Origin of the sequence: Pectobacterium nicotianae (genome assembly GCF_023272715.1) — a bacterium.
GTDB lineage: Bacteria > Pseudomonadota > Gammaproteobacteria > Enterobacterales > Enterobacteriaceae > Pectobacterium > Pectobacterium brasiliense.
Genome location: NZ_CP096821.1, coordinates 4,781,125 through 4,807,035, shown reverse-complemented (window position 1 = coordinate 4,807,035; position 25,911 = coordinate 4,781,125). Strand labels below are relative to the sequence as shown.

The window sequence follows — 25,911 nt, the reverse complement described above, 5'->3', positions numbered from 1 at the left end:
TGCATGGGCGTAATGCAAATTCAGCAAATTTGAATAATTTTCGTTTCGGAACTTGACAGTCAGAGGGAAAAAACATAAATAAGAACGATTATCATTCTTATGTTTAAATAGTGCTTTGGGGTAAAGTTCGATGGTGAGGAAAGCGACGGCCAGCGTTAATGACTTTGCCCAGCAGCTCTATTTCGATCACCACCGCTGGTTGTGTAACTGGCTGCGCCATAAACTGGACTGCGCTCAGCATGCGGAAGATCTGGCACAGGATACGTTCCTGAGCGTGCTGATGAATCCAGAACTGCTCACGATTCGCCAGCCGCGCCCGTTTCTGGCTACCGTGGCTCGCCGTTTGGTCGCCAACCATTACCGCCGTAAAAAGATTGAAGATGCCTATCTGGATGTGTTGAGCACGCAGCCGGATGCCTGTATGCCCTCTCCAGAAACGCGTCTGCTTACCCTCGAAATTCTTGAACAGCTTGATGCTGCATTGGACGGCCTGCCAGCGCCGGTCAGGGAAGCGTTTCTGCTGGCGCACCTCCACGGTATGCGCTACAGCGATATCGCCGAACGCTTGCGGGTTTCCAGCAGTTCGGTGAAACAGTATCTGCAACGCGCCAACCTCCAGTGTTTCTTTGCGCTGCCACTATGAACGATCGCACTTTTTATCGTGACCGACAGGGTCAGCCGATTCAGCCGGACAGCGCGCGTGAAGCGGTGGCGTGGCTGACGCAGCTGATGTCCGACAGCGTCACGGAACAGGATCGCCGCGAGTGGCAGCGTTGGCGGGAAGCCTCGCCGGATAACGAACAGGCGTGGCAGCATATCGAATCCGTGTGTGCCAATCTGGGTCAGCTTAACGCACGGGCGGCACACCATAGCCTGTCGACGCTTAACGGTATGCAGCGTCGCAGCGTACTCAAAGCGCTGGCGATTCTCTGTCTGACCGGCGGCGCTGGTGTGGCGGGATCGCGCACCGACCTCTGGCAGTCGTTGACGGCGGATTACCAGACGCAGGTCGGTGAACAGCGCCATGCGGTATTGGACGATGGCACGACGCTGCTGCTGAATACGCAGACGGCGCTGAATGTGGCCTACGGTGACGATCTACGCCAGCTTACGCTGATTCGCGGTGAAGTCATGATCGAAACCGGTCAGGCGGAGAAGGCCGCGTTGTATCCACGTCCTTTCATTGTGACGACGGCACAGGGAAAAGTGCAGGCACTGGGGACGCGCTTTAATCTGCGAGTGCAGGATGAACACACGCAGGTGGCGGTGTATGACGGCGCGGTAAGGCTTCATCCGCAGCAGAACGGTCAGGATATACAGGTGGTGAAAAGCGGACAGACGGCGACGTTCACCACGCAGCGCTGTGGCCAGATAGCGGCGGCGAAAGCAGAGCCTGCCTGGGTGAAAGGACAACTGCTGGCGGATAATCAGCGTCTGGTGGATTTTGTTGATGAACTGAGCCGCTATCGCAGCGGTATCATTCGTTGCCAACCAGAGGTGGAGAGCCTGCGGTTTTCCGGCGTATTCCCGCTGTCAGACACCGATAATATTTTAGCGGCGCTGGTGGAGGCGCTACCTGTACAGGTGCGTTATTTCTCTCGTTACTGGGTTCAGATTGCTGCGCGATAAAATATCCTGCTAAAACGTAATAACATTACTTTTTATGCTGTTTTCACTTTTTTTCTGCCCGATCCCCGTAGCTGAACGACCTACTATTATCTGCTGTCCGTTTTATACCTAACGATGTGATGAAGAACGCATGATGACCTCCTCAGAGCCCCATTCATTGAGAGTGCAGCCCCTGTCTCCACGGCGAGGGGCAGTAGGCTAATGGCTGCACAGACGCTGCAATACAATACGATTCAGCCCGCCACGACGGTTCGTTGGGGGAGCGGCTGGCTGCTGGCATTGGCGTTACACGCGGGGCTGATTGTCTGGATTAGCTACCATGCGCTTGATTCCTCCATTGAAGCGCCACCGCCCGCCATGATGTTGATGGTGGCGGATAGCGTGCAATCGACACCGAGCCCTCAGGATGCGCCTGTCGGCCCGCAGCAGACGCTGTCTACACCGCAAGAGGCGGCGACTCAGTCGGAAAAAATGACGCAGGATGTGCCGCTGCTTGCGCCCGCGCCGAAGCCGGTGATAGCGGCGGCACAAAAGGAAAAGCCGCAGCCGCAGAAAAAAGTGCAGAAAAAAATGGAAAAACCGGTGCTGGAGACCACGCCACAGGAAGAGATTGCGCCATCAGAAAAACCGCCCGCACCCGTCACCAGCGCGCCGCTGCCGGGCAGCAGCCAGCAAGTTGCTGCGCCATATAACAGCGATGCCGCGCAGATGCGCAAAGGGGTGGCGGACTGGAGCAGCCAACTGCTGGCACATCTGAGCCGCTATAAGCGTTACCCGGCGCAGGCGGTGCGGCAGCGATTGCAGGGCGTCGCCCAGATTCGCGTGACGTTGGATCGGACGGGGAACGTTCTGGCCGTTTCGTTAGCCAGCAGTAGCGGCATGATGCCGCTCGATAAGGAATCTGTCACTTTGCCGCAGCGTGCTCAGCCGCTTCCGGCTCCGCCAGCAGAGGTGATAGGGGATAATGCGCAACTCACCATCACCATCCCCATTAGCTTTGATTTACGGGAAGCGCGCCGCTAACTGGCATCCACTAGCGCGGCGTGTGCGCATCGTAGCCTGCATAAAAAAACCGAATCGCGTATGGGTTACCTTGTTCGGTAAAGAACTCTGCGACTCTCTCCCGCTCCAGCCCGTAGCGGCGTGACAACAACCCTGCCTCGAAGGCGGCCTGCTGGCGGTCGCCTTTGGTTTCAGCCAGATTGTGAGCATAGCCACAGATATAGCCGCGCCGATAGTCGTAGCAGTAGGGATTAATGTCGTTGGTGGATTTTGGGTTGGCCGATCTCAGCCCCGCGAGGACGCCCCGCTCAAAATGGTTTCCCATGATAATGCTCCGTGAATGATCGTTATATATTAAATAATATAACGCTTATTTATCACTCACCAGATCTGTTGAAAAATATTCCTGAATCCGTCGTGCGCGGTCTTTTCCCGATCAAGATGTATATACTGTTGCCCTGCTCGCCGAATGGGCTACTGATCTGCGCCTGATGAGCACTCTGGGAATAGGTAGTGTACGGAATGGTTAAATAAGGAATAACAGCATGACGCACCCGCAAGACGCTTCTCTGGCGATTGGTATCGATCTGGGCACGACGAACAGCCTGATTAGCGTTTGGCAAAATGGCGAGGCCCGCCTGATACCGAATGCGCTGAATGATAACTTCACGCCCTCGGCCGTCAGTATTGATGAAGACGGTAGCATTCTGGTCGGTAAACCCGCGATTTCCCGTTTGACCACGCACCCGCAGGTGTCGGCGTCGCTGTTTAAGCGCTACATGGGGAGCAAGAAAGCCTTCCGGCTCGGGGATAAAACGTTCTCTCCCGCCGAACTGTCGGCCATGGTGTTGAAATCGCTCAAAGCCGATGCGGAAAGTTACCTTGGGCACCCCATTAAGGATGTGGTGATCTCCGTGCCAGCCTATTTCAGCGATGAACAGCGTAAGCAGACGCGTTTTGCGGCAGAACTGGCCGATCTGAATGCCGTTCGTTTAATCAATGAACCCACCGCTGCCTCTATGGCTTACGGCTTACACACGCAGGAGTTGGGGCGTACGCTGGTCTTTGATTTAGGCGGCGGCACTTTTGACGTCAGCGTGTTGGAATACGCGTTTCCGCTAATCGAAGTACACAGCTCGGCGGGCGACAACTATCTGGGGGGAGAAGACTTCACGCAGGCGATGGTGAAAACCTGTCTGAAAGCGTGGGAGCTTGAGGGCGTGGAGATTCCTGCGGCGGATCTGGCGCGTCTTTACAGCCATGCAGAAGCGCTGAAATGTCAGCCCGGCTTTCCTTCTCAATCGAATGAGCTGGTATGGCACTGGCGCGAAGAAGAATGGCGCATCGTACTGGATAATGAAGAAATCGAAGCCGCCTGGTTGCCGTTGATGAACCGCATTCGCGCGCCGATAGAACAGGCGCTGCACGATGCTCGCCTGAAACCAGAGCAGCTAGACCATGTGGTGCTGGTCGGCGGAGCATCAAAGATGTCGGTTATCCAGAAGCTGGTGGTCAGGCTGTTTGGCAAATTACCTTATCAGCATCTGGATGCCGATACCGTGGTTGCCAAAGGCGCGGCGGTGCAGGCCGCCTGTCGGTTGCGTGAGCAGGATATCGAAGAAGTGATCCTGACGGACGTTTGTCCGTACACTCTCGGAATCCGAGTCTCTAATGATAAGCAAAGCGGTCTGTTTTCCCCGATACTGGAGCGCAATACGGTGGTGCCGACCTCGCGGGTCGAGACATTTTCCACGGGCTCCGCCGGACAAGACAATATCTGCATCGCGATCTATCAGGGGGAAAGCCCTTACGTCGATAACAACGTGTTTATCGATGAATTCACCATGCCGATAAAAGCGAAATCGTATAAGCAATCCATTGAAGTACGTTTCAGCTATGACATCAATGGGCTGCTGGAAGTGGATGTTAATCTGCCGGACAGCGGCGATAACTTCACGAAAGTGATCGATCGCAGTCCGACCGGCCTGAGTGCCGAGCAGCAGCAGAAAAGTCATCAGAAACTGCAAGCGCTGAAGATCCACCCCAGAGATAACCTGATGAACCGCAACCTGCTGGCGCGGCTGGAAAAAGCCTGGGCGCAGACGCGTCTGGAAGAGCGGGAACAGATTGGCTTCTGGCTGCGTGATTTTGAACAGGTGCTGGCGGGGCAATACGCTCCGGCGATTGACGAAACGCGGCAGCGTATTGAGCAATATCTGGATGAATTCTCTCGTTGATATTTGGGCGGCGTGTCATTGCTACGCCGCCCGATTCACTGTCGTCAGCTAGGCTGGGTGTCCGTTTCGGCTTTCTTGCCAGCCGGAGGCGGCCCGAATTGGTTCCAGCGGTTAAGGCTCGGCGTCAGCAGGGGGAGCAGCAGAAACAGCGGTATGAGTAGAGTGAGGAAACTCATCACCCACGGCATATTGGAACCGATATCGTTATAGCGTCGACGCGTCGCACTCAACAGATTGAGCACGATGAGCACCATCAGTAGCCCTTCAATAAACGCCGGTGGCGACCCGATCCAGTCACTCGCGCGATAGAGAAAATAGCTTCCCAGCCCAGCCTGCATCAGAAAACCGAGACGGCCGATGCGAGCGTTCGTGCGCCACAGTTGCCACCAGTAGCTCTTTTTAGCCTGTGATGTCTGGAACTGACGTTCGCGCCGATCGGCACATTGCAGCAGCACTTTCGACACCAATCTCAGCGTAACGTCTTCGTGCGGATAGGACAGATGCTCGGTTAGAAATTCCTGATCGCTGTTATCGAATAAGGACGTGTCATCCTTCGCACAGTTCTGAATCAGCTTGCCGATGAGCGTGACCCGTTTGTCGTCGGAGAGCTGTTTTAGCTGTTTCTCCAGTTCATCCGACCCTTCGGTAAAGGCGGTGCGGATCGCATCTTCCTGTTCCCTTTCTACGGGAATAGCAGCCAGCCGCTCAAGGTGTTGCCCGGCCTGTTCTTCCTCTCCCACAAGGGCACAAAACGCGTGGAAAAAGATCTGGTAGATGATGGGCGATTTTGCCAGTTCCGTTTGCCAATGCTCATCGGTAAGATAAAAATGGCTTGCAGCGGACTCGCTATAAATCTCCCTGCTGCTGAGATATTCCTCAATAGACGCGGGGAAGTTCATCCAGCAGTGATAGTGCAGCGGATCGGTGAGTTCCAGCTGTTTTTTCAACGGCGTCACCGCATCACCATCGTGGCATTCCGCCTTGCGGAAGAGCCGAGAGAGCGAATGTGCAGGGTGGATTAAGGCCAGTTCGGGCAGCACCGATTGACGCGGTAAACCCAGACAAGACGTTGGATCGGTCATCATTAATGCGATCAGAATAGCCTGTCTCAGTTCCTCTTTAGCGCTGAGATCCTGCGGCGTCTCCGCCCCTTGCGGCACCAGAGATACATCGCACTGGTAGCGTGCGGATAGCTCTACCAGACAATCGTTGATCGGGTCGATTTCTTCCGTATGTATGCCGCTGCGATACAGCTTATTCAACTGATCAAGCGACAGCGGACGCCATTGTCGCAGCCAGGTTTGTGCTTGTAGCCAGGCGGACGATTTCTGGTTAGTGAACACGCTGGGCAACGCCTCTTCTGACGGCGAATACAGCCATTCCGTGAAGGCGTGAATCGCGCCGGAGGTGTGCAGCCAGGATAGGCGCTGTGTCGCCTGAAACTGTAATCCCTGTAAGATCAACGCATACAGCGGTTCCTCGGGCAACGGCTGCGCCAGAATGTCCTGCAACAGGCGTTCATTACCCACGGTTAACATGCTGGCGTGCCAATACAGGCGATCCTGAATCGCCCCCCCGCTGTGCAGCAGAAGATGTCGGTAGATGTCCTGCAAATCCTGTTTGCCCAGCTTCCAACGGGCATAGCTTTCTGCCATAGGCGACAGCGGCAGTTTCAGCGCTTCTCCCCAACGTATCAGCATTTGGGTGTTGTGCTGAGAAATGAAGAAACGCTGGCGCGAATCGTCCAGCGCTAACCCTGTCAGGTCTGGCGCTGGCGTATAGTTGAACGACTGAATCAGTAAGGGAAGCGCATCCGGCTGATGCTGTTTACACCAGTTAATTAGCCATTGTTCCGCCTGTGCATGGCGGGTTTGCTGATAAAGCGTCAGCCACAGAGTAAATGCCTGCTCGTTTTCTCCGGTAAGCGAACAGAGGCTGGCGCTGAGTTCGAGCCATTCCGCGTCGTTCGGGGTCGCATCCAACTGTTGCAGGCAGTAATCGCGCAGGATGGCGTTGGGTACACCGGCGTGGCTGTGCCAGCGCACGAGCTTTTGCATCAGCGACGGGCTGTCGGGCCAATAAATTGCGGTCGGGGTGCGCAGCAGCGTGGCCAACATAAATGCCGGCCGATTCCAGTACATGCCGTTGGCCTGCTGGAAATAGAAGATAGTTTCCAACTGTGCGGGCAGGTTCAGGTGCGATAGCAGGGAAAAATCGAACAGATCCTCATAGCCGAGCGAGTCGAGGAAGTGGCGGACATCTTCCACCCCGTCACCGGACAGCTCCCCTTGCCGCTGCTGCCAGCGCAGGCGTTCGGCCAGCACGCGGACACAGAGGATTGAGATACAAGACTCACTCATCAGGCGCTGAAGCAGCGGCCAGCGAATGCGATCGATCACCTCGAAATCCTGCTGATTCAACAGCTGAATGTAGCGCTCCCAGTGCAGCGGAACGAAACGTTCGGCTGGGTTGCTTAACAGCTGCTCAAACGCGTTAACCAGCGCTTCTGCCTGCTCGGCTAAGGCCTTCTCGGTTGCTGAGGAGGCGTTTTGTGATTCGGCAGGGGTCTGCTCTTCTTCATCCGACAGTACGGGATTCTTCGCCAGCTTACAGGCGGTGTCGTACGCATCGCGCAGCTGTTTAAAGCCCTCTGGGTCGGTTTCCGGGTGAAACTGCGGTACTTTCTGACGATAAGCCTGACGGATAACATCCAGATCCTGAGTCGGCTCAATGCCTAGTCGCTGCCAGCATTGTGTGTCCATTATATTTCCGCTTCTGGTAAGGACTCGGGCTTATCCATTTCTATCGGATCAACATCCCAGTCGAGGTCATGAATCGGGCAGTCCGGGTGGATATAGAGCGTGCCGATCTGGTCAATGTAGTCAGGATTCTGGCTAGCGTTGCTGAAAATGTAGCGCTGGCACTCAGGGTCTTCTTCATCCAGAGTGAGCCAGTAAGTGCGGCCGATTAAGAACGCCGCGTAATAATTTTCCCAACTGCGGTAATAGTAACGCGCCCTGTCGGCTAGCCGGGTGTGAATCCACAGGTTCTCTTTTTCGCTAATCCAGCCGTTGAGTAATCCGATGCGGCTCAGGAAACTCATGCGCCCCAGATCCCAGGCACGGATCCCGCCTTCACCGCATAGCGCGGCCGTTTCGGTCACCAGCGCGAGTGCACCCTGTACGTCTTCAGATTGATTGGTGCAGTAGTGCTGCCATTCGGATGCCGTCAGGTGGTGCCAAAGGTGATAGTAATACGCCAGACGCTCGGCGTGGCCGCCGTCTGTCATATCGTTAATCATTGAGATCAGGCCTTCGCGGGAGGTGATGCCCCAGCTGTTGCTCAGACTGACGGGTTCACCGGGCTCATAGAAGGTCGGCTCGCAGAAGCGGGCACCATACTTGATGTTGAGTGCGACCATCGGGGCGGAAAGCGCCATCAGCCAGCGCTGATATTCAGGTTCCATCAGAATAACGTCCAATTCCATCATGGTTAGCGTGCGATCGTACTTTATGTGGCTCGTCTGGAAAACGAAAAATATCCCACGCTAAAGCAGTTTTTTACACAGATTGGTTTTTACACAAGTTGGAATCAGCTGCGCAATGGGCACGTTTTCCAGACCCCAGAGTAAGGTGATTACGCCAGTCAGGTGAAGGCGCGAAACTGAACGCTCTCTTTCATTACACCCTTCTCATTTATGAGAAGTGGACTGTCATTTATGACTATACCCTTTTAGCTCTGCTGCTTTTATGCTGCGAGGATTACGGAATCCTGCCAATTCGCTAGGTTTTGCGCTGGTTTTGTTCCTGTTCCTCCCGTTTTTGATACATGAATCAGAAAGGGGACTCAGAGTCGTGAATTGACGGAGAAAAAGATGGCACAGTATTTCGACAGAAAACTTAGGAAAGCGACATTGTTGCTCACAACCGTTATGGCACTGACGGCCGCAGGCTACGCAAGTGCGCATGAAGAAACGGCGGGTGCAAAAACTCTACTCGCACATAATGCAGATTTTCAGAAGCAGATAGTGGAAGTCGCAAAAGGCGTTTATGTGGCCGTTGGGTATTCGGCTGCAAACGTGACCCTGATTCAGGGAAAAGAGGGCGCGATTATCGTGGATACGTCGGCGAATCCTGTAGATGCAAAAGCGATCATTGAAGCCTTCGGCAGCCGTATGGTTCGGCCTGTGCAAGCGATCATTTACACACATAACCATCCCGACCACTCCGGCGGCGCGACGGTTTTTGCCGGTAATGACAAGCCAGAAATTATCAGCCACCGTCTTTTGGTGACAGCAAAACCGGATACCGGTCGTGGAAAGCGTGAGGGCGGTGACGCCTTCGGGACCTCCTTACCTGATGACCAATTTATTAATGCAGGCACGCAGCTTGAATACGGTCGTAAAACGCCACACACCCGTGAAGGTTTTCTGCCACCGACCCAAACATTTGACGGTGATAGCAAGAACCTGACCCTTTCAGGCGTAAAAATGGAACTTCTCCATACGCCGGGTGAGTCTGACGAAAACACGGCTGTCTGGCTGCCTGAGCAGAAGGTCTTGCTGGCGGGTGATAATTTTCTGAAAACCTTTCCGAACATCGCTCCGCTGCGCGGTCTGCCAACGCGTAAAATTGACGAATGGATTGCCAGCCTGGACAAAATAATTGCACTGAACGCAGAGCACCTCATTCCCGGACACATGCAGCCAATTAGCGGTGCTACCGACGTCAAGGCTGCTCTGACCGCTTACCGAGACGGCATCAAAAGCGTCTGGGATCAGACGATGGCCGGCATCGCCAAAGGAATGACGCCGGATGAACTGGTACAGACGGTGAAACTGCCTCCAGAGCTGGCAAAAAATCCTTATCTACAGGAATATTACGGCACGGTGGCGTTTACTGTTCGCGGTATTTACGCGCAGCAGGCGGGCTGGTTTGACGGCAATCCAACACACATGTATCCGCTGACTGAGAAGGATAGAGCCACAAGGTTACTGGCTATGACCGGCGGTCAGGTGAACATGCTTAAAAGCGCGGAGAAAGCCCTGTCGTCCGGCGATTTCCAGTGGGCTGCCGAACAGGCGGATTACGTGCTGGCCGTTGAACCACATAATTCAGAAGCCAGAAAGATTAAAGCGGATGCGCTGACTGAGCTGGGCGAACGTCAGAATAACGCGACGGCGCGTAATTATTATCTGACCGTGGCGCAGTATCTGAAGAAAAATCCCTGACCTGCTACCCTTGCTTTAATGCTCTTATCGAATGCCGGATTTATCCGGCATTCTGCTTTCCTAAATGCCTGATTAATTACCGCGTAAAAGGAGACTGATATGAATATGTCTGGAGAGTTGACCGCGTTCATCATGGATCAGCTTTCACCACTCGGTCGTTTTGTCCCGCGTAAGATGTTTGGCTGTCTGGCGATTTTTCACGATGGCTTAATGGTTTTACTTATCAATAATCAGGGTGAGATTTTCGTTAAAACAGACGACCTGAATCGCAGTCTTTTTGATCGGGCAGGGTGTCAGCCGTTCACTTACACCCGCCGTGGAGAGGATGGCAAGCTCAAAACTATTTGTCTGTCTTTCTCACAGTTGCCGGACGATGCGATGGAGGAGCAGGAAACGTTTGTCCGTTGGGTGGCATCGGGTATTGAGGCCGCACGACGCACCGCGAGCCTGAAAGGTAAATCTACCAACGCACCAACGCCGTGAATTATTTTAGCTGTCCGTAAGAGATTACTGAGCAAAACGCAGCCCTGGCGTGGTTGATTTTCGGCGTACTACGTTGCCCCCTTTATCTGCCTCAATATCGGCAGTTTTCAATCGAATGAAAAACGGCCATGTTTCTCAATTTACTGATTTAAGAAGATAAAAACGGCTGGTTTGCGGGGCGGCTCGCAGAGGGGAGTGTTTGACGGGATATTTTCCGTCGCAGACGGTTATACTGTCGGTTAATCGACGTTATTTATAAAAACTTCACCGGAAAGCAAGCATGCTAAGTTACCGCCACAGTTTCCATGCCGGCAATCACGCCGACGTGCTGAAACACACCGTTCAGAGCCTGATCATCACTGCCCTGAAAGAGAAAGAGAAACCTTTCCTGTATCTGGATACTCACGCGGGTGCCGGTCGCTATCAGCTCAGCGGCGAACACGCCGAGCGCACAGGCGAGTATCTGGATGGCATCGCGAAAATCTGGCAGCGTGACGACATTCCGGCTGAACTTGAACCTTACATGCAGGCCGTGCGCACCTATAACCACAACGGCCAGTTGCGCTATTACCCCGGTTCTCCGCTGATTGCCCGCCAGCTGCTGCGCGAACAGGACAAACTCCACCTGACCGAACTGCACCCCAGCGATTTCCCATTGCTGCGCAATGAATTCCAGAAGGATTCGCGTACCAAAGTGCTGCGTGACGATGGCTACCAGCAGTTGAAATCCCAGCTGCCGCCGCTTTCCCGTCGCGGCTTTGTACTGATCGATCCACCATATGAGCTGAAGACGGACTATCAGGCCGTGGTGAAAGGCATTCAGGAAGGGCATAAGCGCTTTGCGACCGGCGTCTTTGCGCTGTGGTATCCGGTGGTGCTGCGCCAGCACATCAAACGCATGCTGAAAGAGCTGGAAGCTACGGGCATTCGCAACATTCTGCAAATTGAGCTGGCGGTGCTGCCGGACAGCGATCGCTACGGCATGACGGCGTCTGGCATGATTGTGATTAACCCGCCGTGGAAGCTGGCATCGCAGATGAAGAGCGTGCTGCCGTGGTTGCATAGCGTACTGGTACCAGAAGGCACCGGACATACGCTGGTGGAGCAAATCGTACCGGAGTAATGCACACGGTTGTGGGGGACGTGGGTCGGTTTTTCCTATCGCAACCATAGGCATAACCTTTATTCGGCGTATGGCTCTGGCGTTACACTCTAGGCAAATTTTATTCACTTAAGCATGGATACACTGATGACCAAACACTATGACTACCTTGCTATTGGCGGCGGCAGCGGCGGTATCGCGTCTATTAACCGCGCGGCGATGTATGGACAAAAATGTGCGTTGATCGAAGCAAAATATCTGGGCGGCACCTGCGTCAACGTCGGCTGCGTGCCGAAGAAAGTGATGTGGCATGCGGCGCAGATTGCCGAAGCGATCCATCAGTACGGGCCGGATTACGGGTTCGATACCACGGTAAACCAGTTTAACTGGGGCACGCTGGTCAAGAATCGTAGCGCCTACATCGATCGTATCCACCAGTCATACGATAACGTGCTGGGCAAGAATAAAGTCGATGTCATCCACGGTTTTGCCCGCTTTGTCGATGCGCACACGGTGGAAGTGAACGGCGAGAAAATTACGGCTGACCATATCCTGATCGCGACCGGCGGTCGTCCGGTTCACCCTGCTATTCCCGGTGCGGAATACGGTATCGATTCTGACGGCTTCTTTGAACTGGATGCGTTGCCGAAGCGTACGGCTATTGTCGGTGCTGGCTATATTGCCGTGGAGATTGCCGGCGTGCTGAACGGACTGGGTTCTGAAACCCACCTGTTTGTGCGTAAACACGCACCGCTGCGTAGCTTTGATCCGCTGATTGTCGATACGCTGGTGGAAGTGATGAACACCGAAGGGCCGACGCTGCATACCGAGTCGATCCCGAAAGCGATTGTGAAGAACGCGGATGGCAGCCTGACGCTGGAGCTGGAAAACGGTCAGTCACAGACTGTTGATTGCCTGATTTGGGCAATTGGTCGTGAACCCGCGACGGATAACCTGAACCTGAGCGTTACGGGCGTGGAGCTGAACGACAAAGGCTACATCAACGTCGATAAATTCCAGAACACCAACGTTCCTGGCATTTATGCCGTAGGTGATAACACCGGTGCCGTCGAGCTAACGCCGGTTGCTGTCGCCGCAGGGCGTCGTTTGTCCGAACGTCTGTTTAATAACAAGCCGGACGAGCATCTGGATTACAGCAACATCCCGACCGTCGTCTTTAGCCACCCGCCGATTGGCACCGTTGGGCTGACCGAACCGCAGGCGCGTGAGCAGTACGGCGACGATCAGGTGAAAGTCTATAAATCTGCCTTTACCGCGATGTACACCGCCGTTACGCAGCACCGCCAGCCGTGCCGCATGAAGCTGGTCTGCGTGGGTAAAGAAGAAAAAATCGTCGGCATCCATGGCATCGGTTTTGGTATGGACGAAATGCTGCAAGGCTTCGCGGTCGCTGTCAAAATGGGCGCAACCAAGAAAGACTTCGACAACACCGTCGCCATTCACCCGACTGCGTCAGAAGAGTTTGTGACGATGCGTTGATGGTGTAGTAGTAAAGGAAAGCGGGTCTTACTGCTTTTCTGAAAAACGAAAATGTGCTGGCTGAATAGTGAACTATTTTGCCAGCATTTTTTTATGTGAGGAAACACATGGTCTAGTTGATTTTTTCATATGGTACTTGCTCTGTTAGCGTAGTGAACTGAGTCAGTCCTCGATTTTTCTCAATAAATAGATAACACATTGTTTTAAAAAGATTGGATGGAATTTAAATAAATACTCATCTAATGATTCATAGTAAATTTAATTTATTGCTAATAAAAATTTTATCTCAAAGTTATTTTTTCATTCATCGTTTTTTGCAGTAATAGGATGCTTTATCATTTTCTCGTTACTGAATAAGACTGTAGTGCGGTCGCTTGTCTTAAATCTAAAAGTAATCTATAGCATGAATTGTTTCCCCATCGTTTGATTGTTGTAAATGTGATGTCATCGAAATCACAGGAACAACACAAGGAATGATTTTATGAGCTATAAAGAAAGTTCAGCACTTAATGACTTTTTCTACGGACTTGATGTAAAGAAGTTACCTGATCAATTTCAGGAGTTAATTGATATCATGGGATTGGAGGATGCCTATATTTTTTCAAAATTATTTGGTGGTCAGTGTAAATATATTCCCAAGTCACCAAAGTGTTTTTGTTTAGATCTCAATGAGGATTCTATCGAAAGATTATGCCATGAATTTGGTGGTTTAAGTATTGATGTCCCTCATGCAAAAAATATTGACAGACAGTTACGCAACCGTGAAATTATCAATTTATTAGATAGAGGGAAATCTCGAACGGAAGTTGCTAAAATATACAATCTTGGCGTAAGGCAAGTGGCTAATATCAAGAAGACAGTGTGCAAATAAACCCCCATGAATATCATCGATAAATAAAAAGCATCCAACACAACTTGGATGCTTTTTATTTATCACTTCTTGTTAAAGACTAATGGTTTTACCGAATTTGAAATCTCCGGATTTTTGTCCAAAATCACTTAATAGATAAGACGTTGCGGTTGTATGTTCTCCCATTGCGATCAGATAATCACCTGTTTCGGTATGGTAGAAAAAGATACTTACGCTTTTTTGATTATTGCCAGAAGAGGCATGTAGCACGGGATGGTCATCATAGACGTAACTGCCCGTCGCTTTTCCTTTTCCAGATGTAATATCATTCATTGCTTGCTTCATATTGGCGTAGCGGTTCTTTTCAAGATAGCCTTCTAATTCCTTTTCTGCCTGAACCTGATTGAAAGGACCGCTTTGTATACCTTGATCAATGATATAAATATCAGACATATTATTTCTCCAAAAGATAGGGGATAAGGAAGGCAGGAACCTACCTGCCTTCCGATTGCTGGATCAGGAAATAGTCCAGGTATTGTTTTGTTGCAGTGTAGCGACAACGCCGTAAATGTTGGGTTCGAACACTAATTCAACGGCATCGCTGATTTGCTCAACATCCAGAATTTCACCTTCTTCATAGTTACCAAATACAATCCAGTAAGAAGGGTGTGGGATAAACTCAATATGCAAATTTGGCTGTGCCGCCTGTACGAAAGTCCCTGCGTTACTCATTCCGATACCGACAGCGGCCTGCTTGAGTGGAACGTTACCGCTTTCATCAATATAGAGTGAACCCGCTTGACCTGTGAATGATGTCGGGCCAAAGAAATATCCTCCATTATAGTCCAATGTGATGGTGTTAGCTGACTGAAGGTTGGCAGGAATTTCTTCACCTCCTTCAAAAATAACACCAGGTTTGACTTCCCCGGTATCTGACCAAACAAAAGAGTAATCAATGTTCCAGCGGAAGGTTTCATGCACATTTGGATTCACGAACTTGCTGAACCACGCCAGTGAGAAAATATTTCTCGCCTTCTGGTCAGGCGCTTTTTGGAAGATTGCTACATTACCTGAATTACTTGAATGGTTGATAAATTCAACGCTGTATTGATTAGACATAATGTATTCCTCTTTATTATGAACCCAGTATTAGGCTCAATTTCTATTATCCATGTGCCTATTTTTAAAATAACGGGGAAGTAAGTCCTGTTAATTATAGATTTCATTTTTTTATGCTGAAAATTATTTCTTTCAATTAAAATGATTATGATGATTAGTAATTTCGTAAGATAAGAAATGATAAGTAATCAATATACCGCAGATGTTTATTAGAAATGATGTAGCTTAATGCTAACTCTCACACTCTCATGTATATAAAGCGTAGGGAGCTAAAAGCAGAAATCAGAGTATGAGGTTAGGCCGATACAACGAGGGCTAACTTGGCTTCCTATCTGTGTGCGTCTCAGCATTTTGAGATAACAGACTGATAATGATTATCGTTAGTGTTTTGTTTATGGTAAGTTGCGGTGAATAGGGTTTATCCCGTGAACTGATTTTCCTTACAAAACATACGGTTTTCTCACTATGTCTTTAGCTACCCGTACAACGTCTTCCGCCTATCGGTTGTTCACCTTACGCTTAGAGAGTAAGACGTTACTCTCACCTTCATTAGCTCGCTGTGTGTTCACTGGCCCGGAAGTGCGCCAGATGAAACTGGATGCGCCGGATCAGCGCATCAAGCTGCTGTTCGCCAGTGAAAGCGGGGAGCTGACGCCGATGGCCGTGAGCGATACCTGGTATCAGGATTATCTGGCGCTGCCGCGTGAGTGTCGTCCGATTTTGCGCACCTATACGCTGCGTTCTGTCTCACGCGAGTCACAGCAGGCAACAATCGATTTTGTGCTGCACGGTGATACCGGGCCTGCTTCAAGCTGGGCGAATCACGCTAAGCCGGGCGATGCGCTACAGATTGTCGCGCCCAATGCGGAGGCCGATGGCGACAGCGGCGGCTATGAATGGGCACCGCACGAGGGCGTTGAGCAGGTGCTGCTGATTGCAGATGAAACGGCGCTGCCAGCGGCAATGGGAATTCTTGAACAGCTGGCTACCCAGCCTTCTCCGCCGTCGGTGCAGGCTTTTTTTGAAGTGCCGAAAGCGGCTGACTGCGTGACATCAGGCGACTTCCCTTTTGCGCAGATTTACTGGCTGCCGCGTGAGGAAACCGGCAGCACAGTATGGGGCGAACGCCTGCTGGCTGCGGTGCAGCAGGACGTGAAGATTCCCGCCAGCGCCTGTACCAACCGTGATGAAATCGCACAGGAAACGCCGGAAGACGAGCTACTGTGGGAACGGGCAACGGCACATCGCCCGTTTTACGCATGGGCGGCGGGAGAGTCTTCCGCCATCAAACGGCTGCGCCGCTATCTGCTCGACGAGCGGCACCTCGATAAAGAGACGATCAACTTTATGGCGTACTGGTCTCATCGCTAAGAGAAACGTCAGGAGGGAGATTCCCTCCTGTGTCTATTTCCCCATCATCTCCGCCAGCTGCTGTGCATCCGGCAGCCCGACGACCTGCTGTAGCTCATTCTTATCATTCAGGTAATAGATGGCGGGCGTGACGTTTGCACCCAGTTCATCCATTAGTCGCTGATTATGCTGAATGTTATTCCAGATATCGCGTGATGAGTCCTTGGGGAACGGGGGCACTGTTTTACCGTTCGACAGTTCATATTCGTGCCAGGCTTTGGCCGGATCGCTGGCGGCAAGAATCGCGGCGGCATAACGTCCGCTTTCCGGTTTGATGACGCCGACCAGTAGCGTTTGCAGTTGGACTTTCCCTGCTTTTACCCACGGCTGTGCCTGTTGCCAGAACTGTTTGCAATACGGGCAGAACGGGTCAGCAAAGACGATGATTTTACGCGGCGCATCCTTCGCCCCTTCGGTGATAAACGACGCCTGCTGTAATTTCTGCCACATCTCTCGACCGGCAGGCACATACACTTCCTGCTGGATTAGCGCTTCACTCAGGTTGTTGCCGTGTTCGTCATACATATAGCCCGAAATGGCATGCTTACCGTCCGGCGTTAAGTAGATGGTCACCCCTACGCCCTGATAGCTACCCAGCCAGCCTTGCACGCCGCCGGGCGCGGTGAACGGTTTGATGATCGTAATACCTTGTTTTTCGATGCTCTTCACCGCATCTGGCAGAGCATCTTGCGCCAGAGAAGGCGCGGAAAGCGTCAATAAAGCGAGCGTGAGGAAGAAACGTTTTATCATGGTGTTGCGCCTGTATCGTGAGTCATTGCCTGCCGGATAGCGTAGCGGAAGGTAAGCGATCGGAGGAGTTTATTTGCGCTTTTTGAACCAGGACCAGATTGATTTGCCTGATGTCTCCGAGGTGCTTGCTGGCGATGGTGCATCGTCAAAAATCTCTGCCAATGCATCGAGGAAATGGTATTTCTCTGGCCGTAGCGTGTTGAAACTCCGGCCACCGTCATCCTCAAGACGGATATTGACGTTGCCTGCGTTTAACTCCTCCATCATCCAGTGGACGAAGGCATCAAGACTGGGAGCGCTGGCTATTTTCCTGTCTTCGTCACGTCCACAGTTGATTACCTGTCCACGCGTACCTTGTACATCGGGATCCAGATCGACCGCCAGATAGTTGCCGCCCCAGTCATAGGCGAAGGGAATCCACAGTGGATTGGCATAAACAGGCTTAACGTAGTGAGGGGGCGTAGATGACATCCCGTAATTCAAGCTGGTGAGATCGTCATCGCTTGATGTATTCACAATCTCTCGCCATCCATCGACTTCTTGCATGACGCGCGCTAGCGGTAAAAAGCTCATGCCATACCACAGGCCGGTATTCTGTTCCATACGCTGCCCGTTGTGCCAGCGATACAGCGCGAGAAAATCATCCGGCACTGCTACGCCGATGTGCTCTATAAAGGCATCGAGCTCGCTTTGCGCTGCGCCGGGGTTTAGGTCTTCTATTACTTCAGGCAACTCATTGATTAACCAGCTTTCTAGATCATCGAGTCTGTGCATCTCATTTTTCGCTATCGTTATGTGATGTTGAGTTGTATGGCCTGGCTGAAGAGATGGATATGACCATGCCCTATCGTCTATTAGGTAGAGATTACTATAAGATAGCGTGTCCGCTAACTTGCCTCATTCTCGATGAGGATGGCGCGTTTTGTGGTTTTCCCTGCTGGAGTGATGAATTACCGTGACGTTGACCGAATCGCTGATTGCTTTTACGTTTGCCGCGACGATATTAACCCTGACGCCGGGTTTGGACACGGCATTGATTCTACGCACCGCGACCGTTGAAGGCAGTAAGAAAGCCTTCCATGCGGCGTTTGGTATTCAAGTCGGCTGCCTGATTTGGGGCGCGATGGTGGCGTTTGGTCTGGGAACACTGATTGCGGCGTCGGAACTGGCCTATAACATCCTGAAGTGGTGCGGTGCGGCGTACCTCTGCTGGCTGGGTTTGCAAATGATCCTGAAACCCAGAACCGAGCTGGTGATGGCGGCGTCACAAGACGCACCGAAGCAGCAGAACTGGTTTCTCCGTGGCATGTTGGGTAACGTACTCAACCCGAAAATTGGCGTGTTCTATGTTTCATTCCTGCCGCAGTTTATCCCTGCCGGCCATTCGGTCGTGCTGTGGACTTACCTGCTTGTTCTTATTCACGTCTTTATCGGCACGCTGTGGTCGTCCACGCTGATTGCCGCTACGCGCCCGCTGTCGCGTTTTTTGCGTCGTGGTTCCGTAGTGAAGTGGATGGACCGAACGACAGGCGTTCTCTTTCTGGCATTCGCCGCGCGTCTGGCTTTGTCCCGGCGGTAGGACGGCTTTAGCATCGATATTATCGATAAACGCCCCTCATACCTCAGAGCCTGCCGAACAGTAGCGCGATGAGCGTGAGGATCGCTTTACTGAGCGGCTGTCCTTTCTCTTCTGCTAACAGATAGAGTGGGGTGGTGCGCCTTTCCCCCTGTTGCAACGGTAATATTTGCAATTCGCCTCGCGTATGCGGTGTTGTGCGCGTCACGATCTCAGCGAGACAGCGCCTCGCGCGTTTTCAACTGCTCCGGCGTTTCATTACGCAGAATTTCAGTCAGATGGATACATTAAGATTTCATGGATAGAACTGACAGGAACGGACGTCAGCCTGATTCGCTATCGTAGAATTTTAGGGAGAGGAATGAATCAGACAATGGTGAAGCAGTGATAGAATAAGTGCATCGTGTTACTTTTAGATAATTTATTCATTATCAACTTATACTTATGAGCAGGTTATAAAAACCAAAAACCATCTTATTTGAATAAGATGGTTTTTAAACTGATGTAGCGTGCTATATATGTCAGTTGAATTTATTCGCTAGCTAATGCAGAGATTCTATCAATAGGAACGAATTTCCATTGTTGAGCGATTGAACCATTAAATTCATATAGCTGAACACGTGTTCCTGCACCACCACGGGTATCATCGTCGATAACATAGGATTTATTCGCCTGGCTCAAAATAAATCCAGGTTTGCTTGCAAAATCCCATTTTTGAGTTGGTTCATTCTGATTGGTTACCTGTAAAACAATATCTGTACCGCTAGTAATAGCTTTGTTTTTAATTGCCAGCGCTAGATTTCCGTCACTCGCCGCCAGTGAAATCACCCCTGTGCTACTATTCAAATCCCATAGAATTTTATCGAGAGAAGAGTCTGCACGGAGAAGAACGGCTTTGGCATCTTTCATCTGATCGGATACGCCTAATGCCAGTGTTTTATCTGCTGCATATTTCAAAATACCAATCATAGTAACTCCCTTGCTATTAATATTAGTCGATGGTTTCTGACTTGCTACATTTAGTCAGTGATTAAACTGTAGTTGTCTTTATTTTTTCTTCCACTGGTTAAATTGAAAAATAATGAGTTAAATGAAAATTAATTATTTTATTTAACTTTTGAATCATGAATGTTTTTATTTTTTAAGGGGTTTTCGGAACATGAATAGACGGGGGGTGTTTTTTGTATTTAGTAGTGATGTATTTAATTATGCGAATGCTAATTATAATTTCATTAAATAAAGTTACGGTGATATATATTAATTAAAATAATTTAGTCTATTCCGTTATTGATGCAGCATGAATATCATCAGGATCAGAATTCATTCCGAATGAGAGCGGCCTGTTCAAGATAGTGAAACAGACCGCTTGGGTATTAATGCTCCGGCCAGAACGGTTCGCCTAGCGTCAGCATCAGTCGGTTGGCCCATGAGAAGAAGGCGGCCGACTGCACCACATCGACAATCTCTAGCGTATCCAATCCCTGTTCTTGCAGCTGTTTCAGGTCGTTTGCGTTGACCTGCGCGGGCGTGGCGGAAAGGCGTGCCGAGAAATCGATCATCGCCTGCCAGCGCGGGCTTTGGCCGATGCTTAAATCCCCGCCGGGGACGACGTCCAGCAGCCGCTGCACATCGCCGTCCTGCTTGGAGAGCTGGCTGGCTTTACGCGCGTGTACCGAGGCGCAGTAGATGCAGCCGTTGACCTTGCTGGTGACGGCGGCGATCAGTTCGCGCTCCTTGCGCGGCAGGCCGCCAGTGGTATAGAAAATCCCTTTATCCGTCAGCGTGCGCTGTTCCAGCACCGGAAGGTTGCGGCCTAGCAAACGGAAATAATCGGAATCGGTGTGGCCGAAGCGCGCCAGAATCGCCTGCTCATCGGCATTGAACTCGGCCAGCGGTTTGGGGGCGATCCACGGTTCCCAGCCCAGTTCTGCCTGAGTAAACGCCTGCGGCGCAGACTTACCGCTGTGCGTCTGCGGTTGGGTATGCCACTGACCTGCGACAGCGGCCTGAGAATGCGGTTGGCTGACGCGATGACCGGCAATCAGGCGATAGCCACGCAGCAATCGGCTTTGAAAATTTACAAACGCGATGAGCTGCGACAGCGTCACGATGTCGTCTACCGACCAGCCCGCCTGTTCCAGCGTGTTGACGTGGGACGCCGAGGCTTGCACAGGCGTTTTCGTCAGACGCTCGGCATGGTTTAGCGCCAGCTGTAGCGTGGGTGTCAGTGCGGGTTCCGGGAAATCTGCCAGCCGCTCGGCATAAAAATGCTGTAGCTGATCGTCCTGCTGCCAGCCGCTGATTTTGGTCGCAAACCAGAAGCGCAGCGATAACGGCAATGTCGCATCGTCTGCGGCGTTAAACAACGCATCGTAGCTGCCCTGAGTGTGACGGGTTGCCGCATCACGGGTTTTTCTGGCGGCGGCGAGGGTGGAATCCGGGCTGATTTCAGCCAGCGCATCCAGTACGTCCTGAGTGTGTAACGTGTTAGCGTGCGTCATGCAATCTCCTGCCCGAGCGGGCTTTTCTGTTTGACGGCGGGTCTCCAGCCCAATGCCGGGGCCACCTGAGTGGCAATCAGCTCAAGCGAGCGCAGAATCAGCGCATGCGGCGGATCGATGGAATGCACCTGGAATGTCACATCGGTCGCACGCTCCAGCGAACTGTCTGCCCGCAGTGACGCGATGACATCCTGCGCGGTGCCGACATGGCTATCGAAGGAGGCGATCAGCGCTTCAATCGAGTCGTGAGGAATCGGGCGGAACGTGCCCGAACGGGCGGCGGAACGATTAAGCCCTTTTTCTGCCAGACTCAGCGCTAATTGACGATCGTCAGCCACGAAAACGCTGCGTGAGCTGAGGATGCGCGGTGCGACGCCCGCAGGCAGCGCGGCCAGATAGGCGTCGATCATCGGGTTTTGCAGATCGGCGAGCGTGGCGTCAGGGAAATGTTCCGGGCGTGGCTGGGTACGAGAGAGCATCAGGCCATCGCCTGCTTTACCTGCTCGCTCCGCGCCTTCAATAGAAAACGTGGCCTGCCAGACGCGCTTATCCAAATGCGGCGCGGCAGGGTAGAGCTGATTACCGTCTTCGCTTAAGGCTTCTCCCCTCCACGCGGCGCGCAGTTTTTCCAGATAGCGCCCGAGGATCTGCCCGCGCTGTGCGCTGTCGTGACCGAATGCGGCAAATGAGGACGGCGTGCCGCCGGAACCTACACCGACTTCCAGCCTGCCGTTGCTGAGTAAATCGAGCACGGCGGTGTCTTCCGCTACGCGTAGCGGCTCTTCCATCGGCAGCGTAATCACACCGGTGCCGAGCTGGATGCGCTGAGTGCGGGCGGCGACCAGCGCCAGAAACACCAGCGGTGAAGGCAGCCCGCCTTCATCAGCGTGAAAGTGGTGCTGTGCGACCCAGGCGCTATCGAATCCCAATTGTTCGGCTTTGACGATCTGTTCCGTCGCCAGCCGATAGCGCTGCTGGGCGGATACGTCATCCAGCAATCGCGTGAAAAATCCCAGCCGTTTCGTTGTCATTCTACTGTCCTTGGTTTAGTGCGAATGGTGAATTTGAGCGTGGTGCGAGCGGGCAAAAGCCGGGTGTTGCTGCCCGGGGATGGCCTCGATGAGTTCACGGGTGTAGCGATGTTCGGGTTGGGCGAAGATCTGCTCCACCGGGCCAGATTCAAGCTGTTTGCCGTGGTACAGCACGGACACGGTGTCGGCGATCTGGCGTACCACCGCTAAATCGTGCGAAATGAACAGGTACGTCAGCCCGAGTGATTCCTGTAGCTCGGCCAGCAAACGCAGAATCTGCGCCTGCACGGTGACATCCAGTGCGGAAACGGCCTCGTCCAGCACCAGCACCTGCGGTTCCAGCACCCGGGCGATGGCGACACGCTGGCGTTGGCCGCCGGACAGCTCGCGCGGTTTGCGTGACAGCAGCGCGACCGGCAGGGCAACGCGCTCGAACATCTCATGAATTTTTCGCTCCCGCTGCGCGGCGGTATGGCGATTAAAATTGCGCAGCGGTTCTTCGACGATGTCGTATAGACGCTGCGATGGATCGAGCGAGCTAAAAGGGTTTTGATAGACCAACTGGATTTTCTGCCGGAACTGCCGCAGCGCTTGACCTTTCAGATGCGTGATGTCGGTACCGTCGATCAGAATGCGCCCCGCGCTGGGGTGATGGAACCCGAGCAGGCTGCGCGCCGTGGTGGTTTTGCCGGAACCGGACTCGCCAACAATGGCGTGCGTTGTGCCGCGAGCTACGCTGAAAGAAACGTCATCCACGGCCCGAAAATGTTCCCCTTTGCGGCCCGACAGGGGAAAGGTCTGCACCAGATTTTCAACCGAGACAATAATGTCAGAATCAGATGCATTGTCGCGCTGTGGACGCGGAGTGGGATTAAGTGACGGCACGTTTGCCAGTAGCGTGCGGGCATAGTGGCTTGCGGGCGCGCTGAGCACCTCAAGTGTCGGGCCCTGTTCCTGGATGTAGCCGTTCTGGAAGACCAGTAGCCGATCGGCGCGCTCGGCCGCCACCCCCAGATCGTGCGTGACGAACAGCACCGCCGTCCCATTCTCGCGCCGTAGCTCATCGAGCAGATCGAGAATACGTTTCTGCACCGTGACGTCCAGCGCGCTGGTGGGCTCATCGGCAATAATCAGCGCGGGTTTTAGCGCAATGGCAATGGCGATCAGGACGCGCTGTTTCATACCGCCGGACAGCTCGTGCGGATACTGCTTTGCCCGCAGCTCCGGCTGGTTTAGCCCCACGCGCTCCAGCAGCGCCAGCGTTTTCTGGCGGATAGTCTGGCGATCTTCCCGCTGATGAATGCGCAGAATCTCGTCCACCTGCTCGCCGATGGTCTGCACCGGGTTCAGGGAACTGGTGGGATCCTGTGGGATCAGACTGATCTGTGCACCGCGCACGCTATCCAACCGCTTCTGCGACCAGCCGCTGATATCCACGCCGTTTAGCCGAATAGCGCCGCGCGTGAGCCTACCGTTCTCGGCGAGTAAACCGATGACGGCCTGCGCAGTGGTCGTCTTCCCTGAACCGGATTCCCCCACCAGCGCCACCACTTCACCGGGCTGAATATGGAAAGAGACGCCTTCCACCACGGTCTGCTCACGGTCGTCACTGCGATAGGCAATCGTGACATTCTCCAGAGCCAGTACGGGCACCGCCGCGCTGGTTTGTAAGCTGGCTGACAGGCTCATCGTTCCGTCCTCCTGATCGACTGGCTGATACGGTTAGCGGACAGCACAACGAGTACGACAATCAGGCCGGGGAAGGTGGTTAGCCACCAGGCGGTTGCGATGTAGTTGCGGCCTTCGGCGATCAGCAGACCCCATTCCGGCGTGGGTGGCGGTGCGCCGTAGCCGAGGAAGCTCAGCGTGGAGATAGCCAGAATCGCGCTACCGAATTGCAGGGCGGCAAAGGCGAAAACGGTAGTCAGTGAGTTCGGCAGGATGTGTCGCCACAGCACGCTGAAAAAGGTGCCGCCGCTGCCATAGGCGGCTTCGACGTAGTCGCTGTGGCGCACGCGCAGCACTTCTGAACGCACCAGTCGGGTGAAACTGGCGACGGAGGTGACGCCCACGGCAATCGCGGCGTTGACCGTGCCGAAACCCAACAGGATGATGACGCTCAGCGCCAGCAGCAGGCCGGGGATAGCCAGTAATACATCAATGCTGCGCATCACGACGCTATCCAGCCAGCCGCCAACCGCGCCCGCCAGCAGGCCGAACAGGCTGCCGAGCACGAGACCCAGCCCGACGGCGATAACCGCGCCCGAAAGCGAGTGCACCGCGCCATAAACGATGCGCGCATAGAGATCGCGCCCCAACTGGTCGGTACCGAGCCAGTAGTCGGCGTCAGGTGCCAGCCGCTGTGCGCCCGCGATACCTTCCGTCGGGCTATAGCCGGTAAACCAGCCGGGGAACAGTGCCCAAAGTGCGACGGTCAGCATGACCAGCCAGGCCAGCACCAGCCCCGGCTGAAAGGCGTAGCGGCGCAGCAGAGGCCGCTTGCGCAGAAGAGGAAACGTAATTTTTTCCAACTGTACGGTAGTCATAGCGTGGCTCCTGGCGTGCTTTTCAGGCGCGGATCGAGAAGGGGATAGAGCAGGTCGACGGCCAGATTGACGACAACAAAGGCGGCGGCGGAAATCAGCACGATGGCCTGTAATACGCTGCTGTCCTGATAGTTCACGGCTTCCTGCGTCAACTGGCCGAGCCCGTTACGGCCAAATACGGTTTCGGTAATCAGCGCCCCCGCAATCAGTTCGCCCAACAGCAGGCCAGCGATGGTCAGTGTGGGCAGCATCGCGTTGCGGGCGATGTGTCGCCAGAGTACGCCGCTGCGGCTGGCGCCTTTGGCGCGGGCGACGGCAACAAACGGCTGGGTTTGCACCTGATCGATGCTGCGCATCAGCACCTGAGCAAGCGGGGCGGAAATCGGCAGCGCCAGCGTGAGAACGGGCAAAATCAGCCCTTCCCATTCGCCGGGGTTAATCACTGGAATCAGCCCCAAGCGGAAAGAGAAAATCTGAATCAGTACGATGCCGAGCCAGAAGGTCGGCACGGAAATAAACAGCGACGGCAGCGATTGCAATGCGGTTCGCAGCCATTGGAACGGCGTTAACGTCGATAAGAACGCGAGGGCAAACGCCAGCAGCCCAGCGGCGATGAAACCCAGCACCGCGAGCAGCAGCGTAGGCGGCAGATTTGCGGCAATCAGCTCGGTGACTGGTACGCCTGCTTGAAGAGAGAGGCCGAGATCGCCACGCAGGATCTGGGCTATCGCATGAAAATATTGTGTGAGTACCGGTGTATCGGCACCGTAGGACAAACGTAACTGCGCGATCTGCTCGGCACTCAGGCCAAGCTCCGGGTTTTGGAACTTGATCAGTACCGCATCACCCGGCATCGCCTGAAGCAGGATAAAAGACAGAGTAAATGCCGCCCACAGGACGAGCAGTGCCTGACCGATGCGCAATGCCAGATATCGGTTCATGATG

The 25,911-nt window shown here is 53.3% G+C and carries 25 protein-coding genes; 11 read left to right on the top strand and 14 right to left on the bottom strand.

Annotated features, from left to right (window positions below; translation table 11 throughout):
* Positions 1 to 130 precede the first annotated feature (130 nt).
* The 3 genes from MYB54_RS21415 to MYB54_RS21405 all read left to right on the top strand — a co-directional run bounded on the left by MYB54_RS21415 (position 131) and on the right by MYB54_RS21405 (position 2,652).
* On the top strand, positions 131 to 643 hold the full coding sequence (locus tag MYB54_RS21415; protein WP_010296516.1) for a sigma-70 family RNA polymerase sigma factor: 513 nt from the start codon (positions 131 to 133) through the stop codon (positions 641 to 643).
* Complete coding sequence (locus MYB54_RS21410; protein WP_248721339.1) at positions 640 to 1,629, top strand: FecR domain-containing protein; 990 nt, start codon at positions 640 to 642, stop codon at positions 1,627 to 1,629. The genes MYB54_RS21415 and MYB54_RS21410 overlap by 4 nt, the downstream gene beginning before the upstream one ends.
* A 201-nt stretch (positions 1,630 to 1,830) precedes the next feature.
* Positions 1,831 to 2,652 carry an energy transducer TonB family protein gene (locus tag MYB54_RS21405; RefSeq protein WP_206555888.1) on the top strand — a complete coding sequence of 274 codons (822 nt, stop codon included), beginning with the start codon at positions 1,831 to 1,833 and terminating at the stop codon, positions 2,650 to 2,652.
* A 10-nt stretch (positions 2,653 to 2,662) separates the two neighbouring features.
* On the opposite strand, the gene MYB54_RS21400 is transcribed toward MYB54_RS21405, so the two are convergent.
* Entirely contained in the window at positions 2,663 to 2,956 is a 294-nt protein-coding gene (locus tag MYB54_RS21400) for a DUF2623 domain-containing protein (protein ID WP_005968196.1), read from the bottom strand.
* Positions 2,957 to 3,176: 220 nt separating this feature from the next.
* Between MYB54_RS21400 and MYB54_RS21395 the strand changes: the two genes are divergently transcribed.
* Positions 3,177 to 4,868 (top strand): molecular chaperone HscC, encoded by a 1,692-nt coding sequence (locus MYB54_RS21395; RefSeq protein ID WP_248721338.1) that lies wholly within the window; start codon positions 3,177 to 3,179, stop codon positions 4,866 to 4,868.
* 44 nt (positions 4,869 to 4,912) lie between these two features.
* Here MYB54_RS21395 and MYB54_RS21390 read toward each other — a convergent pair whose 3' ends face one another.
* Both MYB54_RS21390 and MYB54_RS21385 read right to left on the bottom strand, forming a co-directional pair.
* Positions 4,913 to 7,630, bottom strand: coding sequence for a J domain-containing protein (locus tag MYB54_RS21390; RefSeq protein ID WP_248721337.1), 2,718 nt, complete (start codon positions 7,628 to 7,630; stop codon positions 4,913 to 4,915).
* Positions 7,630 to 8,358, bottom strand: coding sequence for a DUF1266 domain-containing protein (locus tag MYB54_RS21385; protein WP_248721336.1), 729 nt, complete (start codon positions 8,356 to 8,358; stop codon positions 7,630 to 7,632). The genes MYB54_RS21390 and MYB54_RS21385 overlap by 1 nt, the downstream gene beginning before the upstream one ends.
* A gap of 384 nt (positions 8,359 to 8,742) precedes the next feature.
* On the opposite strand from MYB54_RS21385, the gene MYB54_RS21380 reads away from it, so the two are divergent.
* From MYB54_RS21380 to MYB54_RS21360, 5 genes are all read left to right on the top strand, one after another.
* Entirely contained in the window at positions 8,743 to 10,098 is a 1,356-nt protein-coding gene (locus tag MYB54_RS21380; protein ID WP_205543701.1) for an alkyl/aryl-sulfatase, read from the top strand.
* A gap of 99 nt (positions 10,099 to 10,197) precedes the next feature.
* Entirely contained in the window at positions 10,198 to 10,581 is a 384-nt protein-coding gene (locus MYB54_RS21375; protein WP_039516179.1) for a TfoX/Sxy family protein, read from the top strand.
* 280 nt (positions 10,582 to 10,861) lie between these two features.
* Positions 10,862 to 11,704, top strand: coding sequence for a 23S rRNA (adenine(2030)-N(6))-methyltransferase RlmJ (locus tag MYB54_RS21370; RefSeq protein WP_010281707.1), 843 nt, complete (start codon positions 10,862 to 10,864; stop codon positions 11,702 to 11,704).
* A 126-nt stretch (positions 11,705 to 11,830) separates the two neighbouring features.
* Complete coding sequence (gorA, locus tag MYB54_RS21365; protein ID WP_010296544.1) at positions 11,831 to 13,183, top strand: glutathione-disulfide reductase; 1,353 nt, start codon at positions 11,831 to 11,833, stop codon at positions 13,181 to 13,183.
* A 481-nt stretch (positions 13,184 to 13,664) separates the two neighbouring features.
* Positions 13,665 to 14,054, top strand: a complete 390-nt coding sequence (locus tag MYB54_RS21360; RefSeq protein ID WP_248721335.1) for a helix-turn-helix domain-containing protein — start codon at positions 13,665 to 13,667, stop codon at positions 14,052 to 14,054.
* A 72-nt stretch (positions 14,055 to 14,126) separates the two neighbouring features.
* Here MYB54_RS21360 and MYB54_RS21355 read toward each other — a convergent pair whose 3' ends face one another.
* Both MYB54_RS21355 and MYB54_RS21350 read right to left on the bottom strand, forming a co-directional pair.
* Positions 14,127 to 14,486 (bottom strand): hypothetical protein, encoded by a 360-nt coding sequence (locus MYB54_RS21355; protein ID WP_248721334.1) that lies wholly within the window; start codon positions 14,484 to 14,486, stop codon positions 14,127 to 14,129.
* Between the two features lie 63 nt (positions 14,487 to 14,549).
* The gene (locus MYB54_RS21350) at positions 14,550 to 15,152 is read right to left on the bottom strand and encodes a RhiA family protein (RefSeq protein ID WP_039279928.1); all 603 of its coding nucleotides are present in this window, start codon (positions 15,150 to 15,152) and stop codon (positions 14,550 to 14,552) included.
* Positions 15,153 to 15,617: 465 nt separating this feature from the next.
* Between MYB54_RS21350 and MYB54_RS21345 the strand changes: the two genes are divergently transcribed.
* Positions 15,618 to 16,523 (top strand): siderophore-interacting protein, encoded by a 906-nt coding sequence (locus MYB54_RS21345; RefSeq protein WP_248721333.1) that lies wholly within the window; start codon positions 15,618 to 15,620, stop codon positions 16,521 to 16,523.
* Positions 16,524 to 16,556: 33 nt separating this feature from the next.
* On the opposite strand, the gene dsbG is transcribed toward MYB54_RS21345, so the two are convergent.
* Both dsbG and MYB54_RS21335 read right to left on the bottom strand, forming a co-directional pair.
* A complete protein-coding gene (gene dsbG, locus MYB54_RS21340) occupies positions 16,557 to 17,312 on the bottom strand; it encodes a thiol:disulfide interchange protein DsbG (RefSeq protein ID WP_248721332.1) in 756 nt (251 codons plus the stop codon).
* 69 nt (positions 17,313 to 17,381) lie between these two features.
* Positions 17,382 to 18,086 (bottom strand): SMI1/KNR4 family protein, encoded by a 705-nt coding sequence (locus MYB54_RS21335; RefSeq protein ID WP_248721331.1) that lies wholly within the window; start codon positions 18,084 to 18,086, stop codon positions 17,382 to 17,384.
* A 181-nt stretch (positions 18,087 to 18,267) separates the two neighbouring features.
* Between MYB54_RS21335 and MYB54_RS21330 the strand changes: the two genes are divergently transcribed.
* A complete protein-coding gene (locus MYB54_RS21330; protein WP_039510292.1) occupies positions 18,268 to 18,891 on the top strand; it encodes a LysE family translocator in 624 nt (207 codons plus the stop codon).
* A gap of 43 nt (positions 18,892 to 18,934) precedes the next feature.
* Here the strand turns inward: MYB54_RS21330 and MYB54_RS21965 are convergent, their stop codons facing one another.
* The 7 genes from MYB54_RS21965 to MYB54_RS21300 all read right to left on the bottom strand — a co-directional run bounded on the left by MYB54_RS21965 (position 18,935) and on the right by MYB54_RS21300 (position 25,907).
* Positions 18,935 to 19,063, bottom strand: a complete 129-nt coding sequence (locus MYB54_RS21965) for a hypothetical protein (RefSeq protein WP_256468927.1) — start codon at positions 19,061 to 19,063, stop codon at positions 18,935 to 18,937.
* A 356-nt stretch (positions 19,064 to 19,419) separates the two neighbouring features.
* Complete coding sequence (locus MYB54_RS21325) at positions 19,420 to 19,857, bottom strand: ricin-type beta-trefoil lectin domain protein (RefSeq protein ID WP_205543697.1); 438 nt, start codon at positions 19,855 to 19,857, stop codon at positions 19,420 to 19,422.
* Positions 19,858 to 20,261: 404 nt separating this feature from the next.
* Positions 20,262 to 21,389 carry an alkylhydroperoxidase domain protein gene (locus MYB54_RS21320; protein ID WP_248721330.1) on the bottom strand — a complete coding sequence of 376 codons (1,128 nt, stop codon included), beginning with the start codon at positions 21,387 to 21,389 and terminating at the stop codon, positions 20,262 to 20,264.
* Positions 21,386 to 22,420, bottom strand: coding sequence for a putative FMN-dependent luciferase-like monooxygenase (locus MYB54_RS21315; RefSeq protein WP_180789189.1), 1,035 nt, complete (start codon positions 22,418 to 22,420; stop codon positions 21,386 to 21,388). Before MYB54_RS21315 ends, MYB54_RS21320 begins: the two co-directional genes overlap by 4 nt.
* Before the next feature lie 15 nt (positions 22,421 to 22,435).
* Positions 22,436 to 24,109: a dipeptide ABC transporter ATP-binding protein gene (locus MYB54_RS21310; RefSeq protein ID WP_248721329.1), complete on the bottom strand. Its 1,674-nt coding sequence runs from the start codon at positions 24,107 to 24,109 to the stop codon at positions 22,436 to 22,438.
* Entirely contained in the window at positions 24,106 to 24,966 is an 861-nt protein-coding gene (locus MYB54_RS21305) for an ABC transporter permease (protein WP_014913680.1), read from the bottom strand. Before MYB54_RS21305 ends, MYB54_RS21310 begins: the two co-directional genes overlap by 4 nt.
* A complete protein-coding gene (locus tag MYB54_RS21300; RefSeq protein WP_014913681.1) occupies positions 24,963 to 25,907 on the bottom strand; it encodes an ABC transporter permease in 945 nt (314 codons plus the stop codon). The genes MYB54_RS21305 and MYB54_RS21300 overlap by 4 nt, the downstream gene beginning before the upstream one ends.
* Positions 25,908 to 25,911: the final 4 nt, after the last annotated feature.

Excerpts from the sequence above, each read along its gene's own strand:
- MYB54_RS21415 (WP_010296516.1), top strand. The coding sequence starts at position 131 with ATGGTGAGGAAAGCGACGGCCAGCGTTAATGACTTTGCCCAGCAGCTC.
- MYB54_RS21410 (WP_248721339.1), top strand. The coding sequence starts at position 640 with ATGAACGATCGCACTTTTTATCGTGACCGACAGGGTCAGCCGATTCAG.
- MYB54_RS21405 (WP_206555888.1), top strand. The coding sequence starts at position 1,831 with ATGGCTGCACAGACGCTGCAATACAATACGATTCAGCCCGCCACGACG.
- MYB54_RS21400 (WP_005968196.1), bottom strand. The coding sequence starts at position 2,956 with ATGGGAAACCATTTTGAGCGGGGCGTCCTCGCGGGGCTGAGATCGGCC.
- MYB54_RS21395 (WP_248721338.1), top strand. The coding sequence starts at position 3,177 with ATGACGCACCCGCAAGACGCTTCTCTGGCGATTGGTATCGATCTGGGC.
- MYB54_RS21390 (WP_248721337.1), bottom strand. The coding sequence starts at position 7,630 with ATGGACACACAATGCTGGCAGCGACTAGGCATTGAGCCGACTCAGGAT.
- MYB54_RS21385 (WP_248721336.1), bottom strand. The coding sequence starts at position 8,358 with ATGATGGAATTGGACGTTATTCTGATGGAACCTGAATATCAGCGCTGG.
- MYB54_RS21380 (WP_205543701.1), top strand. The coding sequence starts at position 8,743 with ATGGCACAGTATTTCGACAGAAAACTTAGGAAAGCGACATTGTTGCTC.
- MYB54_RS21375 (WP_039516179.1), top strand. The coding sequence starts at position 10,198 with ATGAATATGTCTGGAGAGTTGACCGCGTTCATCATGGATCAGCTTTCA.
- MYB54_RS21370 (WP_010281707.1), top strand. The coding sequence starts at position 10,862 with ATGCTAAGTTACCGCCACAGTTTCCATGCCGGCAATCACGCCGACGTG.
- gorA (WP_010296544.1), top strand. The coding sequence starts at position 11,831 with ATGACCAAACACTATGACTACCTTGCTATTGGCGGCGGCAGCGGCGGT.
- MYB54_RS21360 (WP_248721335.1), top strand. The coding sequence starts at position 13,665 with ATGAGCTATAAAGAAAGTTCAGCACTTAATGACTTTTTCTACGGACTT.
- MYB54_RS21355 (WP_248721334.1), bottom strand. The coding sequence starts at position 14,486 with ATGTCTGATATTTATATCATTGATCAAGGTATACAAAGCGGTCCTTTC.
- MYB54_RS21350 (WP_039279928.1), bottom strand. The coding sequence starts at position 15,152 with ATGTCTAATCAATACAGCGTTGAATTTATCAACCATTCAAGTAATTCA.
- MYB54_RS21345 (WP_248721333.1), top strand. The coding sequence starts at position 15,618 with ATGTCTTTAGCTACCCGTACAACGTCTTCCGCCTATCGGTTGTTCACC.
- dsbG (WP_248721332.1), bottom strand. The coding sequence starts at position 17,312 with ATGATAAAACGTTTCTTCCTCACGCTCGCTTTATTGACGCTTTCCGCG.
- MYB54_RS21335 (WP_248721331.1), bottom strand. The coding sequence starts at position 18,086 with ATGCACAGACTCGATGATCTAGAAAGCTGGTTAATCAATGAGTTGCCT.
- MYB54_RS21325 (WP_205543697.1), bottom strand. The coding sequence starts at position 19,857 with ATGATTGGTATTTTGAAATATGCAGCAGATAAAACACTGGCATTAGGC.
- MYB54_RS21320 (WP_248721330.1), bottom strand. The coding sequence starts at position 21,389 with ATGACGCACGCTAACACGTTACACACTCAGGACGTACTGGATGCGCTG.
- MYB54_RS21315 (WP_180789189.1), bottom strand. The coding sequence starts at position 22,420 with ATGACAACGAAACGGCTGGGATTTTTCACGCGATTGCTGGATGACGTA.
- MYB54_RS21310 (WP_248721329.1), bottom strand. The coding sequence starts at position 24,109 with ATGAGCCTGTCAGCCAGCTTACAAACCAGCGCGGCGGTGCCCGTACTG.
- MYB54_RS21305 (WP_014913680.1), bottom strand. The coding sequence starts at position 24,966 with ATGACTACCGTACAGTTGGAAAAAATTACGTTTCCTCTTCTGCGCAAG.
- MYB54_RS21300 (WP_014913681.1), bottom strand. The coding sequence starts at position 25,907 with ATGAACCGATATCTGGCATTGCGCATCGGTCAGGCACTGCTCGTCCTG.